Source organism: Paenibacillus sp. B46(2026) (assembly GCF_056786355.1).
Genome location: NZ_CM165907.1, coordinates 6,176,778 through 6,192,856, shown reverse-complemented (window position 1 = coordinate 6,192,856; position 16,079 = coordinate 6,176,778). Strand labels below are relative to the sequence as shown.

The following is a 16,079-nucleotide window of genomic DNA, read 5'->3' as shown; positions in this document are numbered from 1 at the left end:
CGGAGCGTAGGCAAACTACGTGAGCAACCAAAATGTTTCCTTCGGAAACATACTTCGTAAGCCTCCCGCTTATTTCGGCTGAATTTCATATTCGACGTTGATGATGCTGCTAGGCATCTATCGTAATCAAAAGCGTACTTTTTGAACAACCTCTTATATTGAATATGGATATGAACTAACCTACTTGAAGTTTAGGAATGATGATATATGAGCAGAGAAAACGAACCATTGCAACACACCTCTGAGATGAGGGATGGTAGAGAAGACCGTGATACGAAAGCTCCGGGAGAGCTGGTCACCGCTATATGGGATGTACGCGTCTTGGAGAGCGCTGAGAATGATCATGGAATGGGTAATATTGAAACGTTGGCTCTGGAAAAGGGGAGCGCCGCTCAACAGGCGCTCGCCGACTTGCAGGCTGCCGCGGCCTGCATTCGTCAAGGTCAGACGGTGGCCTTTCCGACCGAGACGGTCTATGGTCTGGGTGCTGATGCGCGTAGCACAGCAGCTGTGGAGGCTGTATTTGTCGCCAAAGGCCGACCTTCCGACAATCCACTGATTGTGCATATCGCGCACCGTGACCAGTTGGATACTCTGGTCACGGAAGTAAACGAGACAGCCGAAGCGCTGATGGCGGCCTTCTGGCCGGGACCACTGACGCTGGTGCTACCGATTAGGCCGGGGGCGGTGTCTCCGCGTGTCACCGCCGGTCTGGACACGGTGGCCGTGCGCATGCCGGACCATCCGGTGGCCTTGCAGTTGATCGCGGCGGCGGCATGCCCTGTGGCTGCGCCAAGCGCCAACCGCTCCGGGCGGCCAAGCCCGACACTCGCAGCCCATGTGCGCGAGGATCTGGATGGCCGCATCGGCGGCATCGTGGACGGCGGCCCCACAGGGGTGGGCGTCGAATCCACGGTGGTGCAGGTCGGTGACGACGGTACCGTCACCATCCTGCGCCCTGGCGGCATTACGGCGGAACAGCTGTCCGCCGTTGCCGCCCGTGTCGCCACGGACCCCGCGCTACTCGCGGAGGGGGCCGATGGCGTGGGCAGCCCGGCGCCGCGCTCGCCGGGCATGAAGTACACGCACTACGCACCCGCAGGGGCGCTGTGCGTGGTGGAGGGGCCGCCCGCAGCGGTGGCGGCCTGGATCAGCGCCGCCCTCGCAGAGGCGGCGCAGCGCGGAGAGCGCACCGCGGTGCTGGCGTTCGCCGAGCACGCGGAGCAGTACCGCGCCGATGCCGTGTTCTCGCTGGGAGACGCCAGCGAGCTGGAAGAAGCAGCGCGCCGGCTGTACGCCGCGCTGCGCAGCTGCGATGAGCAAGGCGCCACATATATTGTGGCTGAAGCCTGCTCACGCGAAGGGCTGGGAGCAGCCGTCATGAATCGGCTGCTCAAGGCTGCGGGTAACCAACTCATACAAGTTGGCAACCAGCAACCCCCGATGCTTAAAGACTGATTCATTCTGGAACTATGGGTCTATGGTCTAAGGAAGTTTAATATACATCATGATAAATCAGGGCTTCTATATGTGAAATCTGGATATAGTAGGGGTACATTCTTCTCCATAGATCAACCTATGTCAGAAAAGATAGCGTGTGAGATAGGTGAGTTGTTAGGTTTTAATGTGGTTCATTATAAACTTTGGATTGTCGATATACATTTGTTTCTCTCAGAGGAAGAGGTTGAGCAATTATCTGAAAGGCCAAAAGGACAATATCAAGGCAACTCTTTTGAAAGACTTCTCGCAGATCAGAACAAAGTTCTGGTAAGCGTTAGTCAGTCCTTTAAGCTTCCGCATCAGGAATTTGCTAGCTGTGATGTAATTACAAGGAAAAAGGGAAAAGAGTTATATAAGGAACTAACGGCAGAAGGTCTGGAGGATGGTAAGAAAAATATAGATCAGATGATTATATTTGATTACATTATTCATAACACAGATCGGCATAAGAAAAATTTTGGGTTCATAGTGGATAGAAAAGCAGGAAAGTTGTCTTTTGCACCTTTGTTTGATCATGGTCTAGCTTTCTGCTCTGAGTTTAGTGACTCTGATATCGTGAACGAAGATCAAGAAATTTTAGGGTTTTCTATAGGCAAGCCTTTTACCAGTTTAAGCGGAGCTTTGGAATTGGTGGATAAAGATAATTTAGAGGCAATTAATCTTAATATTTCAATTGAAGAAGTTATTGCTGTAATTGACAGATATGCACCGTTGATGTCTATAGAAAGAATAGAATTTATTAAGCAGTTTGTCGCTAGGAGGTATAGACATGTCCAACGTTTATTTTCTCAAATATAAAAATATTATTATTGGAGAATTTTCATTGGATGGACAAAAATATACGCCAACAGTGGAAGCTAAAAAATTGGGAGATGCGGGGTACCCCTTCGGACTGTATAAGCTCATCCACGCTAGTTCGGGAGAACTCTATATTGACAGGGATAAACAGCCAAGCCAAGAAGACATAAAACTCTGGCTAAGTGAGCGTGTTTTCCCTAAGGAACGTCAAGGAGCGAATCAAATACTTGAATCGCTGGGCTTGTCCACGTATGACTCTTGGGAAATTGCGAAGAAGACAAACGCTATAAGTCTAAACGATTTTTACTGGATGAGTAACAGAGTGGAAGATTCTTTCGAAAATATTAATGTTTATCATGCTACTGTTGAGCATTTTAACAATTTGGCTGCGCAGTCTACATTACAAGACCCAATAAAGAAGATCAAAGATTTTGAGGATTTTGAAGAACCCAGGGAAGATCTAGCTACTAAATGGGTTGAGTGAATACGTATATTACTAGCATTAAATCAGTTTGAATGATTTATTAGAAATAGATTATATTCTGTTCTAAAATACCTTTCATGGGTCATGTTTAGGTCCTTGTCCGCATATCGTGTACAAGAACCTTGACGTGACTTGGGGGTATGGGGATGTGGGATGTGTCTGCCCATGTAGGGCAGTTGGTAACCATTTTGATCATGGCTGTTGCGCTGGGCCTTGATGCATTCTCGCTTGGAATCGGAATTGGCATGAAGGGCATTCGGCTGCGGGATGTATTGCGAATAAGTATTGTAACGGCTCTATTTCATATCATCATGCCGCTCATCGGCATGTATATGGGCAAATACGTCAGCTCCCTGCTCGGTGACATTACGACGTATGTGGCAGGTGGATTACTTGTTTTGCTGGGTGCTCATATGATTCTAAATGCATTCCGTGAAGGCGATACCAAGCTGGTGAACCACCGTTCCCTGCTCGGCGTTGTTTTGTTCTCCCTCAGTGTGAGTGTGGATTCATTTTCTGTTGGCGTTTCACTAGGGATGTTTAGCAGTGATCTGATATTGACCGTCCTTGCCTTTGGCGTGTGTGGCGGGGTGATGTCGGTTATGGGTCTGCTATTAGGCCGCCGGGTGAGTCAGAATCTCGGTGATTACGGGGAAGCTATTGGTGGCGCAATCTTGCTTGCGTTTGGACTTTTGTTTATATTTTAGAATAAAACGTGAGTAATCATATCATTCGCATCATATGTAAAATGGGGAGGCTAACACAATGAAACATATCTTATTCGTATGTACAGGAAATACGTGCCGCAGCCCCATGGCAGAGGGGCTTTTGCGAAAACTGGCATCGGAGCGTGGCATTCAAGTAGAGGTTCGTTCCGCAGGTGTGGCAGCAACGTCGGGTATGCCGATTTCCCGTCATGCTGAAGCGGTTTTGAGAGATCATAACGTTGAAGGACCACCTCATTCCACACAGCTTAGCTCTAACCTGGTAGGTTGGGCCGATCTGGTTCTTACATTAACACGGAGTCATAAGCAGCATGTCATGCAGGTTTTTCCCGATTCAGTCCACAAAACCTATACATTGAAAGAATATGTGGAGGATGATGAACAGGTATTAAGTGATGTTCAGGAGTTGGACAGCCTGTTTGCGACGCTTGAGATGAAACGTGCCCTTGGGCAAGAGATCCTGGCATCGGAGCGTGAGCGAGCCATTGAGATTAGACAACGAATTCCAAGTTTCGACATCTCCGATCCGTTTGGGGGAAGTCGTGATGATTACAATATAGCTGCAGCTGAGATTCGGACGGCATTGGACCGGCTTTTGGATAAGCTGGGATAATTCTGATCCTGCGGGGCAGGTTATAGAAATAGGACACGTGATGTAAATTAACCGTTGATTTTAACCGCGGGTTGTTTTATGATGAAGGGGAAAACAGGGATCCGGTGTAACTGGCGACGAAGTGGGCATAACCACGATGGAGCACCGGAACAAACGGCCGGTCGCCTGGGCAAAAGAGCAATTCTGCGTTACCCGCAGACTGCTCTTTTTTTCGTCTTTCATCTGATTATTCGCTATAATAGTACCTGAGATGCCGTGCAAGAATACGAAGGACAGCCAAGAGACAGCGGGCATGATTTTATCGGGAGGCGATGATAGGATGACTATAGAGTTAGATTCGGAACAACCCGGATTGCAGGAACAGACCGCGTCCATTCTGCATGAACTGGCGCTTGCCGGACAGCTTGGGCCTGGACAGATCGTTGTGATCGGTACAAGCACAAGTGAAGTCGCAGGCGCTCGGATTGGTACGAGTGGTGCCATTGAAGTGGCACAGCAGCTTCTTGCGGGTATACGCGAGGTGCAGGAGGAGTTCGGTTTTGACACGGTATTCCAATGTTGTGAGCATCTGAACCGTGCGCTGGTAATGGAACGTTCTCTGCTTACTCGTCTCGGATTGACTGAGGTTGGTGCAGTACCCGTGCCTAAGGCCGGAGGTTCAATGGCATCCGCAGCATATCGTTCGCTGACCGATCCATGCCTGGCTGAACATGTGCAGGCCCATGCGGGACTGGACATTGGGGAGACGATGATTGGCATGCATCTCCGGCATGTCGCCGTACCCTATCGTACAGCGCTCCGCTATGTTGGAGATGCACGTGTGACCACAGCGTTGACTCGTCCGAAGTTGATTGGCGGCGAACGCGCGGTGTATCGTATGGAAGAACAACCAGATTCGACATTTTGTGACTGATATCTTCAACCAATATAAAGCTAAATTAGACTTTACACGAAAACGGAGAGTGCAACACCAATCTGAAGAAGCAAAGCGTTCGCCTGAAAGCTTTCCGAAGGAAAGCTACATCGGAAGCATACGCTATCCCCGGATTTTCCCCTTATTATAAGGGAGTTCAGAAAAATCCGGGGATAACAGCGATCGGAAGATGGTGATGCAATCGAAGTCAGGAGTGTAACCACTGTAGTTTCGCTTTATAACTTTACTTATAAACTGGGAGGAATTTAATCATGGAACAATTGCGCAAGAATGACCCGGCAGTACTGGAAGCGATGAATCTTGAACTGAAACGTCAACAGAACAACATTGAATTGATTGCATCCGAGAACATCGTAAGTGAAGCAGTAATCGAAGCATTGGGATCTGTTCTGACCAACAAGTACGCTGAAGGATATCCAGGCAAACGTTACTATGGTGGCTGTGAGCATGTGGACATCGTTGAAGACATTGCGCGTGATCGTGCAAAAGAATTGTTCGGAGCAGAACACGTGAATGTTCAACCTCACTCCGGGGCACAAGCGAACATGGCGGTATATCTTGCAGCGTTGAAACCTGGTGATACTGTACTTGGTATGAACCTTGCCCATGGTGGACACCTCACACACGGTAGCCCGGTTAACGCATCCGGTTTGCTGTACAACTTCGTAGCATACGGCGTACAGGAAGATACATTCCTGATTGATTATGATGAAGTGCGCAAAGCGGCTTTCAAACACCGCCCTCGTCTGATCGTTGCAGGTGCAAGTGCATATCCGCGTACCATTGATTTTGAAAAGCTGGCTTCCATCGCCAATGATGTAGGTGCTTTGTTCATGGTGGACATGGCTCATATCGCAGGACTGGTTGCTGCAGGTTTGCATCCAAACCCGGTTCCACATGCGCATTTCGTAACAACAACAACACACAAAACGCTGCGTGGCCCTCGTGGTGGTATGATTCTGTGCCGCAAAGCATGGGCAGCAGCGATTGATAAAGCCGTATTCCCTGGTTCCCAAGGTGGACCTCTGATGCACGTGATCGCTTCCAAAGCGGTAGCCTTCGGAGAAGCACTGCAACCTTCGTTCAAAACATATGCACAGAATGTCGTGAAAAACGCACAGGTTCTGGCTGAAACCCTGATCGCTGAAGGATTGAACATCGTGTCTGGTGGTACAGATAACCACTTGATGCTGATCGACACACGCAGTGTGAACATCACAGGTAAGGAAGCTGAGCATGTGCTCGATTCCATCGGCATTACCGTGAACAAAAATGCAATTCCATTCGACCCTACGAGCCCATTTGTAACGAGCGGTATTCGAATTGGTACACCTGCTGCAACTTCCCGTGGCATGAACGAAGAAGCTATGGTAGCGATCGGTAAGATCATTGCCAAAACACTGAAAAATCCAAAAGATACAGCGAAGCTGGATGAAGCTCGTGCAGAAGTGACTGCACTGACAGACCAATTCCCGCTCTATACCGACCTTAAATACTAGTATTACTAAATATTACTAAAAACTTTGCTCGTGGTGTTTGTATTTGAGGGTCTCTAAAATGAAATACAAAATAACGAAGCAGACAGAATGAGGCCGTAGAAGCGAAGCGTTCGCATTTATCCCCGGATTTTCACCTTTATAAGGTGATTCATAAAATTCGGGGATAACGGCGATCGAAGGAGCATTCTGGTGGCGGAGTGCAATTGTATTTATCATTTTACTTATCTCAACGACATAACAACATGAGCAAAACAGGACCGGATGGATCATTTTCCGGTCCTGTTTTTTATAGGATTCGGTAATCTGTAATGATTGGGTGCCCGTTGATGGTGTAATTCGTTGTTGGTGATGATATAATATACAGGATTTATCGAGCCCATGAATGGTGGCTAGGTATATTTGGAAATGCTGAACATGAAGAACTTACCGGAGGGACAAATTAGATGGGAAAATTAGTAATATGTGATCACCCTTTGATTCAACACAAACTGACGTTTATACGCGACATGCGTACGAATACGAAAGATTTTCGTGAATTGGTGGATGAAGTAGCAACGTTGATGGCTTATGAGATTACAAGAGATGTTGAACTCGAAACGATTGATGTACAGACACCTGTAGCTGCAACACAAGGTAAAGTCATCTCTGGACGTATGCTCGGACTGGTGCCGATTCTGCGTGCAGGACTCGGAATGCTGGATGGCGTTGTGAAATTGTTGCCAGCGGCAAAAGTTGGACATGTTGGTCTGTTCCGTGACCCGGAAACACTGCAACCGGTAGAATACTACACCAAGCTGCCTACAGACGTAACAGAGCGTCAATTGATTGTAATTGATCCGATGCTGGCAACTGGCGGTTCGGCAATTGCAGCCATTGACGTGCTCAAAAAACGCGGCTGTACTCAAATTAAAATGATGAACCTGGTGGCAGCACCGGAAGGCGTCAAAGCTGTACAGGATGCACATCCCGATGTGGACATCTATGTAGCAGCATTGGACGACCGTCTGGATGATCATGGTTATATCGTTCCAGGGCTTGGAGATGCAGGAGACCGTCTATACGGCACTAAATAAGCATATCGCATGCTTTGTAAGAGGTTCGGAACTTATAGAAAAGGGGCTTTGCTCGAATGGCCAACAAAATTAAAGTCATGACGATCTTCGGGGTGCGTCCGGAAGCCATCAAGATGGCTCCGCTTATTTTGGAATTGCAAAAACATCCCGAGTCTATTGAATCTATTGTTTGCGTAACTGCGCAGCATCGCCAGATGTTGGATCAGGTACTTGAAGTTTTCGACATTCATCCCGATTATGATCTGGATGTGATGAAAGACCGTCAGACATTGAATGAAATTACGATTCGTGTACTAGGTGGTCTGGAGCCGGTATTAGCTGAAGCTAAACCGGATATTGTACTGGTTCATGGGGATACATTGACTACCTTTGTAGCGAGCTACGCAGCATTCCTGCAACAGATTCAGGTAGGGCATGTGGAAGCGGGGCTGCGGACGTGGAACAAGCTGTCTCCATATCCGGAAGAGATGAACCGTCAGCTGACGGGAGTACTGGCTGATCTACACTTTGCGCCTACGGATTGGTCTTCTTCCAATCTTGCCAAAGAAAATAAATCGGAGTCTAGTACGTACGTCACAGGCAACACGGTAACAGATGTGTTTCAATATACAGTACGGGAGGACTACACACACCCGGTACTTGATTGGGCCCAAGGCAAACGCCTTGTGCTGATGACAGCTCATCGCCGTGAATCTCAGGGCGAGCCTCACCGCAACATTTTCCAGGCCGTCAAACGGATTGCCGACGAATTCGAAGATATTGCCATCGTGTACCCGGTGCATCCAAGTCCTGCTGTGAAGGAGCCGGCTCACGCGATTTTGGGGAATCATCCCCGTATTCAATTAATTGATCCACTAGACGTGGTGGATTTGCATAACTTTTACCCGCACACTCACTTGATTTTGACTGATTCAGGCGGTTTGCAGGAAGAAGCGCCTTCGTTTGGTGTGCCTGTGCTCGTATTGCGCGATACAACAGAACGCCCGGAAGGTATTGAAGCTGGAACGCTGGAGTTGATAGGTACAGAAGAGGAACGTGTATATGAACGGACCAAAGCTCTGCTTACAGACGAAACACGGTATGCAAGCATGAGCCAGGCTGCCAATCCATACGGTGATGGACATGCTTCGGAAAGAATTGTCAATGCGATTTTGCACCATTTCGGTGTAAATAGTGAGCGTCCGGAATCATTTCACAGAAAATTCAAAAAATAATACATTTTTTCTGACGGATTTATAAAGGGCATAGTATACAGTTAAACTGTACGGTTTACGCGGGTTTATGGGCTTTGAGGGTCTGTATTCCCGTCGTTTTACCCTTTAAAACGCTAAAATCATTCAATTGACAAAGGCTCTCATCATTCAGTAAAATTAACTGGGATTGCAAGGGTGGCGTGGAAAATGGCCGATTCGAACAAACCAAATTCATCCCGTAACCATGACGATAACGTATGGAAAGCAATGGGACTCGTGACAGCTTTTGGGATCGAGATTGCCATTCTCGCTGTTGCCGGATATTACGCTGGCTCCTGGTTGGACAAGACCATCGGAGGTAACGGAATATGGATCGCCGTAAGCGTTCTCTTTTTTCTTGCGGCAGGCGGTGTAAGCATCTACTTTATCGCGAAAAAAGTCATGGGGGAAAGTGATGAGTGAACTAACCAGATACCGCAGATCGATGACTGTTTTCATCATGTACTTTCTTATGATTTGTTTTCTCGCAGCGGCCTTTATGCCACGTGTGGAGACAATTGCTTTGGGACTGGCCCTGGGTACAGGAATTAGCTGGATCAATGCATTTTACCTGGGCTACAAAGTGAGGAAAATGTCTGATGATGCGGCAGAAGGTAACCTGAAGCGTGTGAACCTGGGATTTTTGACAAGAGCGGCACTCGCTGTGCTCGGTGTATTCATATCGATGCGCTTTCCGCAGTACTTCAATACATATGCGGTTGCAGGCGGTCTCGTTATTGCACAATTTTCCTTACTGATTATAGGGATTGTCCATTCCCGCAGAGCAGAATGATGTTAGGTGCTGCAGCTTTCAAGTCGAGAAAGGGGTGAGAAAAATATGCATGAAGCTCCAATTATTATGCTTGGCGGATTTCGACTGGATCTATCGGTTGTGTTGATGCTGGTAGTTACAGGTGCCCTTGTTTTTATTTTTGCTGTACTGGCCACACGAAGACTATCCGTTGAAAACCCCGGCAAGCTGCAAAATTTTATGGAGTGGGCAGTAGAATTCGTCCGCAATCTGATTTCCAGTACAATGGATATGAAGAAAGGTAAACATTTTATCTCTCTCGCTCTTTCCATGATCATGTTCATTTTTGTAGGAAACATGCTCGGACTTCCATTCCAAGCGGTAACTGCAGTGGACAGCGCAGAACATGCGCAGGTGTTCGGTCAGCCGATTGTTACAGCGGTGGAGGCGTTTGAAAAAGCGCATGCCAAGGACCCGGAAGCACATCCACACGTTGAACTGGCCTGGTGGAAATCACCGACAGCCGATTTGTCTGTAACGATGGGACTTGCTCTTGTAGCGTTCCTTGTATCTCATGGACTCGGATTGTTCCGTAACACCAGAGGATATCTCCAGCATTACCTTAAGCCTTTCGCCTTGTTCTTGCCAATCAACTTGATTGAGACGGCATCCAAGCTGTTGACACACGGTATGCGTCTATTCGCGAATATCTTCGCGGGTGAGGTACTGATCGCAACGATCCTGAAACTGACCACATTCAAAGTGTTTGGTGCTATTGCAGCGATTCCGCTACTAATGGTGTGGCAAGGCTTTAGTATCTTTATCGGCGCGATCCAGGCATTTGTGTTTGTTATCTTGATGATGGTGTACATTTCACAGAGCATCGAGACGCACGACGAGCATTAAGTTTCAAGCCTACGAAGATTTCTTCACCAGGCTGAACAATAAAAAATTCGATTTATCATTTTAAGGAGGATATACAAATGGGAGCAATGGCATTAATCGCAGCAGCAATTGTTGCAGGACTGGGCGCGTTTGGCGCAGGTATTGGTAACGGTATGGTAATCAGCAAAACGGTGGAAGGTATTGCCCGTCAACCGGAAGCAAAATCCACTCTTCAAACAACAATGTTTATCGGTGTAGGTTTGATCGAGGTATTGCCGATCATCGGTGTGGTACTCGCGTTCATGTTCTACGGTGCGGCTTAATTAAATTTTAAAGGTTTGGCGGGGAAGGCCATAGCCATCCGCGCCTTCTTTTTAGGTAATGTCTGCTACTTGCAGATGAATGTTTCAAGGATACCTCCAGGAAGGAGTGAACAGATTGAGTTTCATATGGGAAAATACGCTTCTTGCGATTATTGCATTTGCAATTTTATATTGGCTGCTTAGCCGTTATGCCTTCGGGCCTTTGTTCTCCATTATGGAAAAACGTCGTGAACTCGTGATGACGCAGATGAATGAGGCTGCACAGACTCGGGAACAGGCCATTGCCTATGTGGAGGAACAAAAACAAGCTCTTGAGCAAGCACGCCAAGATGCTTACGACATCATTGAACAGTCCAAACAAACGGGTGGTAAACAAGCTGAATCGATTTTGGCTGATGCAAAAGCTGAAGCTAATCGTCTGAAAGACGATGCAGTACGCGAAATCGAGAGCGAGAAGAACAAAGCAGTCGCAGCACTTCGCAGCGAACTGGGTACTGCTTCCGTTCAGATTGCATCCAAGTTGATCAAAAAAGAAGTTGAGAACGGTCCTGCACAAGAAGAGCTTGTGAACCAATACCTCAATGAGGTAGGAGGCCGACAATGAGCCGCGATACGATTGTTGCCAAGCGTTATGCGAAAGCATTGTTCGAAGTTGCTCTTCAGCAACAGCAGGTGCTTGAGGTTGAACAGGAACTGGTTGCAGTAGTCAGTGCATTGACCGGAGATGCAGATATCGAAAAATTTATCGTATCCCCTAATATTTCTGATGAAGCCAAGCAGAACGTGCTTCACTCAAGTCTTGATGGCAAGGTATCCGATTCAGTCCTTCGTACAGTCTTGTTGTTGATTGAGCGCGGACGCGTTGAATTGCTGGGAGACTTGCTGAATGATTATCGGAAGATCCAAGGTGAGTCGCTGGGCATCGCTGATGCACGTGTCTACTCGACTTATGCGTTGAATGATGAAGAAAAAGAAGCGGTAGCCCGTGAATTCGGTGGCCGTGTGAATAAAAAGATTCGTATCGAGAACATTGTTGATCCGACTCTGCTGGGCGGATTGAAAGTCGCCATTGGCGATACGATCTATGACGGCAGCTTGGCTGGCAAGCTCGAACGTCTTGAGCAGTCTTTTAACAGACGAGTACAGTAGATTGGGGTGAGGACACTTGAGTATCAAACCAGAAGAAATCAGTACATTAATTAAGAGCCAAATCGAACAATACAAGACCGATATCGATGTAGTCGAAGTCGGAACGGTAATCGAGGTTGGTGATGGTATCGCTCGTGTTTACGGACTTGAGAACGTCATGTCCAACGAGTTGGTTGAATTCCCAAGCGGTGTTATGGGACTCGCCATGAACGTCGAAGAAAGCAATGTCGGTGTCGTTATCCTGGGACCTTACTACGATATTCGTGAAGGTGACCAAGTGAAACGTACTGGTCAAATCATGCAAGTGCCTGTAGGCGAAGCATTGATTGGACGCGTTGTGAACCCGCTCGGTATTCCTGTAGATGGCAAAGGGCCAATCGCTACAACGGAATTCCGTCCGGTTGAAGGTAAAGCACCAGGCGTAATGGATCGTAAATCAGTTCATGAGCCGATGCAAACAGGGATCAAAGCCATTGATGCAATGGTTCCAATCGGTCGCGGACAACGTGAGTTGATCATCGGTGACCGTCAAACAGGTAAAACATCCATCGCGATTGATGCGATCCTGAACCAAAAAGGTAGCGGCATGAAGTGTATCTATGTGGCTATTGGTCAGAAACAGTCTACGGTTGCTCAAGTTGTGGAAACTCTTCGTCGTAAAGGCGCAATGGAGTACACCATTGTTGTAACTGCAGCAGCTTCCGATCCATCACCACTCTTGTACATCGCACCGTATTCCGGTTGTTCGATGGGTGAGTACTTCATGTACAAAGGCGAGCACGTTCTGGTTATCTACGATGACTTGACCAAACAAGCCTCTGCATACCGTGAGCTTTCCTTGTTGCTTCGTCGTCCACCGGGCCGTGAGGCTTATCCGGGTGACGTCTTCTACCTGCACTCCCGTTTGCTGGAGCGTGCTGCGAAGCTGAATGATGAACTTGGTGGTGGTTCTTTAACCGCACTGCCGTTTATTGAAACACAAGCTTCCGACGTATCTGCATACATCCCAACAAACGTAATCTCCATCACGGACGGACAAATCTTCCTGGAAGCTGACTTGTTCAATGCTGGACAACGCCCGGCGATCAACGTAGGTATTTCCGTATCCCGTGTCGGTGGTTCTGCTCAGATTAAAGCGATGAAAAAGGTTGCAGGTTCCCTGCGTCTCGACCTCGCTCAATATCGTGAGCTTCAAGCGTTCTCCCAGTTCGGTTCCGATCTGGACAAAGCGACTCAGGCCCGCCTGAATCGTGGTGCACGCATGATGGAAATCCTGAAGCAAGGTGTTAACCAGCCTCTGCCTGTAGAACAACAGGTAGTCAGCTTGTACACTGCAGTTAAAGGATTCCTGGATGAAATTCCAACAGGTGATGTTACTCGTTTTGAGCGTGAGTTCCTCGCGTTCATGGAGAGCAGCCATCCGGAAATTCTTGCATCGATCCGTGATACTAAAGAATTGACTGCAGACAACGAAAACGCGCTGAAAGGCGCAATTGAGAAGTTCAGAAAGAGCTTTGCTGTCTCTGTCTAAATAAATGATTGCAGGTGCGGAGTTGTCTAACCGATTCCGCATGTCTGCATGTAATACTTTGACTCTGTCAAAAAAGATGATGCTTACGATGTAGTTTTGACTTTGTCAAAACTAGTGGTGATGCTTACGAAGTAACTTTGACCCCGTCAAAGTTTTAAGGTGGTGAAATCATGGCAAAAGGCATGCGCGAAATTAAGCGGCAAATTAAAAGCGTACAAAGCACCAAGCAGATCACCAAAGCAATGGAGATGGTAGCTGCTGCAAAACTGCGTAAAGCGCAGGAAAAAGCGGAAGCAGCCCGTCCTTATTCGGAGAAACTGAAAGAAGTTGTAGCTAGTATTGCATCAAGCACGCAAGGCATACAGCACCCGATGCTGGAGAGCCGTCCGGTCAAAAAGACAGCTTACCTGATCATTACATCGGACCGTGGTCTTGCAGGTGGGTACAATGCGAACGTTTTGCGTCAGGTTAATCAAACGCTCAAAGAGCGCCACAACTCCCAGGATGACTACGAATTGTTCGTCATTGGACGTAAAGGACGCGACTACTTCAGACGTCGTGAAATGGCGATGGCATCCACAACAACGGATCTGTCGGATTCGCCTTCATTTGCAGATATCAAATCCATCGCACACGAAGCGGTTCATGGGTTTGAACTGGCTGAATTTGATGAATTGTACATTTGTTATAACCGCTTTGTGAATGCGTTGACCCAGATTCCTACGGTAGAAAAACTTCTTCCGATGGAAACACCTGAGGTAACTGCTGCGGAAGGACCAACGGCAAGCTACGAATACGAGCCGTCTGCTGAGACTGTACTGGAGGTTTTGCTTCCGCGTTACGCGGAAACGCTGATCTATGGTGCACTTCTGAACGGTAAGGCAAGTGAGCTGGGCGCGAAAATGACGGCAATGGGTAATGCAACCAAAAATGCATCCAAACTCATTAACGACTTGTCATTGACCTATAACCGTGCCCGTCAAGCGGCGATTACGCAGGAGATTACGGAAATTGTGGCAGGTGCCAACGCAGCACAAGGCTAACCGTTTTTTTATTAATGAAGGCTTGCAGAGCAAAGATAAACGAACGGTACATTATTTTTGCAAAAGTAGCAGGCTTGTAGGAGGGGAACGTTAAGATGAACAAAGGACGCGTTGTGAGCATCATGGGTCCGGTTGTTGACGTCGAGTTTGATCGCGGCGGTCTGCCGGAAATCCTCAATGCCATTACGATCACTACAGTAAGTGAGAGCGGCGTTAGTGTAAACCTTACACTCGAAGCTTCGAAACATCTGGGTGACAACCGAGTACGTTGTATTGCGATGTCCTCCACGGATGGACTTGTTCGTGGTATGGAAGCATTAGATACAGGAGCGCCAATCTCTGTACCTGTTGGAGAAGCAACACTGGGTCGTGTATTTAACGTACTCGGCGAAGCAATTGATACTGGCGGTGCCGTAGCTGCTGAGCACAAGAACCCGATTCACCGTTCAGCACCTGCATTTGATGAACTGACTACCCAAGCAGAGATGCTGGAGACAGGAATCAAAGTTATCGACTTGCTCGCTCCTTATGCCAAAGGTGGTAAAATCGGTCTCTTCGGTGGTGCCGGTGTAGGTAAGACGGTAACGATTCAGGAATTGATCAACAACATCGCACAAGAGCACGGCGGTATCTCCGTATTCGCGGGTGTTGGTGAGCGTACACGTGAAGGTAATGACTTGTATCACGAGATGAGTGATTCCGGCGTTATCAACAAAACAGCAATGGTCTTCGGACAAATGAACGAGCCTCCAGGCGCACGTCTTCGTGTAGCCCTCACAGGTCTGACCATGGCGGAATATTTCCGTGATGAAGAAGGCCGTGACGTGTTGCTCTTTATCGATAATATCTTCCGTTTCACCCAAGCGGGTTCTGAAGTATCTGCCTTGCTTGGACGTATGCCTTCCGCTGTAGGTTACCAACCTACGCTGGCAACAGAAATGGGTCAACTGCAAGAACGTATCACTTCAACGAAAAAAGGTTCTGTAACATCCATCCAGGCCATCTACGTGCCTGCGGATGACTACACTGATCCGGCTCCTGCAACGACGTTTGCCCACTTGGATGCAACGACGAACCTGGAGCGTAAAATTTCCGAGATGGGTATCTACCCTGCGGTAGATCCGCTGGCATCCAGCTCCCGGATCTTGTCCCCTGAAGTTGTAGGTGAAGAGCACTACAGCGTAGCTCAAGGCGTTAAACGTATCTTGGCGCGTTACAATGAATTGCAGGATATCATTGCAATCCTGGGTATGGACGAGTTGAGTGAGGAAGACAGAGCGCTTGTATACCGTGCTCGTAAAATCCAACGTTTCTTGTCCCAGCCTTTCCACGTTGCTGAAGCATTTAACGGTATTCCGGGTAAATACGTTCCGGTTAAAGAAACGGTGCGCAGCTTTAAAGAGATTCTCGAAGGTAAGTATGATGATCTTCCGGAAGCAGCTTTCCTCTTTGTTGGTACAATTGAAGAGGCAGTGGAGAAAGCCAAAACACTGGTTTAGTCTGAATCCAGGATTGTCCTTATGCGGGCTATCCTTCGGA

The 16,079-nt window shown here is 47.9% G+C and carries 18 protein-coding genes and 1 riboswitch; all 18 genes read left to right on the top strand.

The window, feature by feature from the left end:
- Positions 1-348: 348 nt before the first annotated feature.
- The 18 genes from AC1S8V_RS27445 (at position 349) to atpD (ending at position 16,039) form a co-directional block, all read left to right on the top strand.
- A complete protein-coding gene (locus AC1S8V_RS27445) occupies positions 349-1,458 on the top strand; it encodes an L-threonylcarbamoyladenylate synthase (RefSeq protein WP_482071503.1) in 1,110 nt (369 codons plus the stop codon).
- A 120-nt stretch (positions 1,459-1,578) separates the two neighbouring features.
- Entirely contained in the window at positions 1,579-2,298 is a 720-nt protein-coding gene (locus AC1S8V_RS27440) for a HipA domain-containing protein (RefSeq protein WP_482071502.1), read from the top strand.
- Positions 2,270-2,782 carry a hypothetical protein gene (locus AC1S8V_RS27435; protein WP_482071501.1) on the top strand — a complete coding sequence of 171 codons (513 nt, stop codon included), beginning with the start codon at positions 2,270-2,272 and terminating at the stop codon, positions 2,780-2,782. The genes AC1S8V_RS27440 and AC1S8V_RS27435 overlap by 29 nt, the downstream gene beginning before the upstream one ends.
- Positions 2,783-2,928: 146 nt before the next feature.
- Positions 2,929-3,489: a manganese efflux pump MntP gene (locus AC1S8V_RS27430; RefSeq protein WP_482071500.1), complete on the top strand. Its 561-nt coding sequence runs from the start codon at positions 2,929-2,931 to the stop codon at positions 3,487-3,489.
- Between the two features lie 58 nt (positions 3,490-3,547).
- Positions 3,548-4,120, top strand: coding sequence for a low molecular weight protein arginine phosphatase (locus tag AC1S8V_RS27425; protein WP_036612575.1), 573 nt, complete (start codon positions 3,548-3,550; stop codon positions 4,118-4,120).
- Between the two features lie 96 nt (positions 4,121-4,216).
- A riboswitch (ZMP/ZTP riboswitch) is annotated at positions 4,217-4,298 on the top strand.
- Positions 4,299-4,439: 141 nt separating this feature from the next.
- Positions 4,440-5,033, top strand: coding sequence for a TIGR01440 family protein (locus AC1S8V_RS27420; RefSeq protein WP_427465425.1), 594 nt, complete (start codon positions 4,440-4,442; stop codon positions 5,031-5,033).
- Between the two features lie 272 nt (positions 5,034-5,305).
- On the top strand, positions 5,306-6,553 hold the full coding sequence (locus AC1S8V_RS27415) for a serine hydroxymethyltransferase (protein ID WP_165980299.1): 1,248 nt from the start codon (positions 5,306-5,308) through the stop codon (positions 6,551-6,553).
- A gap of 443 nt (positions 6,554-6,996) precedes the next feature.
- Positions 6,997-7,626, top strand: coding sequence for a uracil phosphoribosyltransferase (gene upp / locus AC1S8V_RS27410; RefSeq protein WP_017691929.1), 630 nt, complete (start codon positions 6,997-6,999; stop codon positions 7,624-7,626).
- 56 nt (positions 7,627-7,682) lie between these two features.
- Positions 7,683-8,840, top strand: a complete 1,158-nt coding sequence (gene wecB / locus AC1S8V_RS27405; RefSeq protein WP_482071499.1) for a non-hydrolyzing UDP-N-acetylglucosamine 2-epimerase — start codon at positions 7,683-7,685, stop codon at positions 8,838-8,840.
- Positions 8,841-9,026: 186 nt separating this feature from the next.
- Positions 9,027-9,281, top strand: coding sequence for an AtpZ/AtpI family protein (locus tag AC1S8V_RS27400; RefSeq protein ID WP_145324430.1), 255 nt, complete (start codon positions 9,027-9,029; stop codon positions 9,279-9,281).
- A complete protein-coding gene (locus AC1S8V_RS27395) occupies positions 9,274-9,651 on the top strand; it encodes an ATP synthase subunit I (protein ID WP_482071498.1) in 378 nt (125 codons plus the stop codon). Before AC1S8V_RS27400 ends, AC1S8V_RS27395 begins: the two co-directional genes overlap by 8 nt.
- Positions 9,652-9,696: 45 nt before the next feature.
- Positions 9,697-10,515, top strand: coding sequence for a F0F1 ATP synthase subunit A (gene atpB, locus AC1S8V_RS27390; protein ID WP_482071497.1), 819 nt, complete (start codon positions 9,697-9,699; stop codon positions 10,513-10,515).
- Between the two features lie 77 nt (positions 10,516-10,592).
- Positions 10,593-10,817: a F0F1 ATP synthase subunit C gene (gene atpE / locus AC1S8V_RS27385; RefSeq protein WP_090922866.1), complete on the top strand. Its 225-nt coding sequence runs from the start codon at positions 10,593-10,595 to the stop codon at positions 10,815-10,817.
- A 115-nt stretch (positions 10,818-10,932) separates the two neighbouring features.
- Positions 10,933-11,421 carry a F0F1 ATP synthase subunit B gene (atpF, locus tag AC1S8V_RS27380; RefSeq protein ID WP_482071496.1) on the top strand — a complete coding sequence of 163 codons (489 nt, stop codon included), beginning with the start codon at positions 10,933-10,935 and terminating at the stop codon, positions 11,419-11,421.
- Positions 11,418-11,966, top strand: coding sequence for a F0F1 ATP synthase subunit delta (locus AC1S8V_RS27375; RefSeq protein WP_482071495.1), 549 nt, complete (start codon positions 11,418-11,420; stop codon positions 11,964-11,966). The genes atpF and AC1S8V_RS27375 overlap by 4 nt, the downstream gene beginning before the upstream one ends.
- Positions 11,967-11,982: 16 nt before the next feature.
- Entirely contained in the window at positions 11,983-13,497 is a 1,515-nt protein-coding gene (gene atpA / locus AC1S8V_RS27370; protein WP_047840700.1) for a F0F1 ATP synthase subunit alpha, read from the top strand.
- A gap of 170 nt (positions 13,498-13,667) precedes the next feature.
- Complete coding sequence (atpG, locus tag AC1S8V_RS27365; RefSeq protein ID WP_482071494.1) at positions 13,668-14,540, top strand: ATP synthase F1 subunit gamma; 873 nt, start codon at positions 13,668-13,670, stop codon at positions 14,538-14,540.
- Positions 14,541-14,635: 95 nt separating this feature from the next.
- Positions 14,636-16,039 carry a F0F1 ATP synthase subunit beta gene (gene atpD / locus AC1S8V_RS27360; protein WP_047840699.1) on the top strand — a complete coding sequence of 468 codons (1,404 nt, stop codon included), beginning with the start codon at positions 14,636-14,638 and terminating at the stop codon, positions 16,037-16,039.
- Positions 16,040-16,079: the final 40 nt, after the last annotated feature.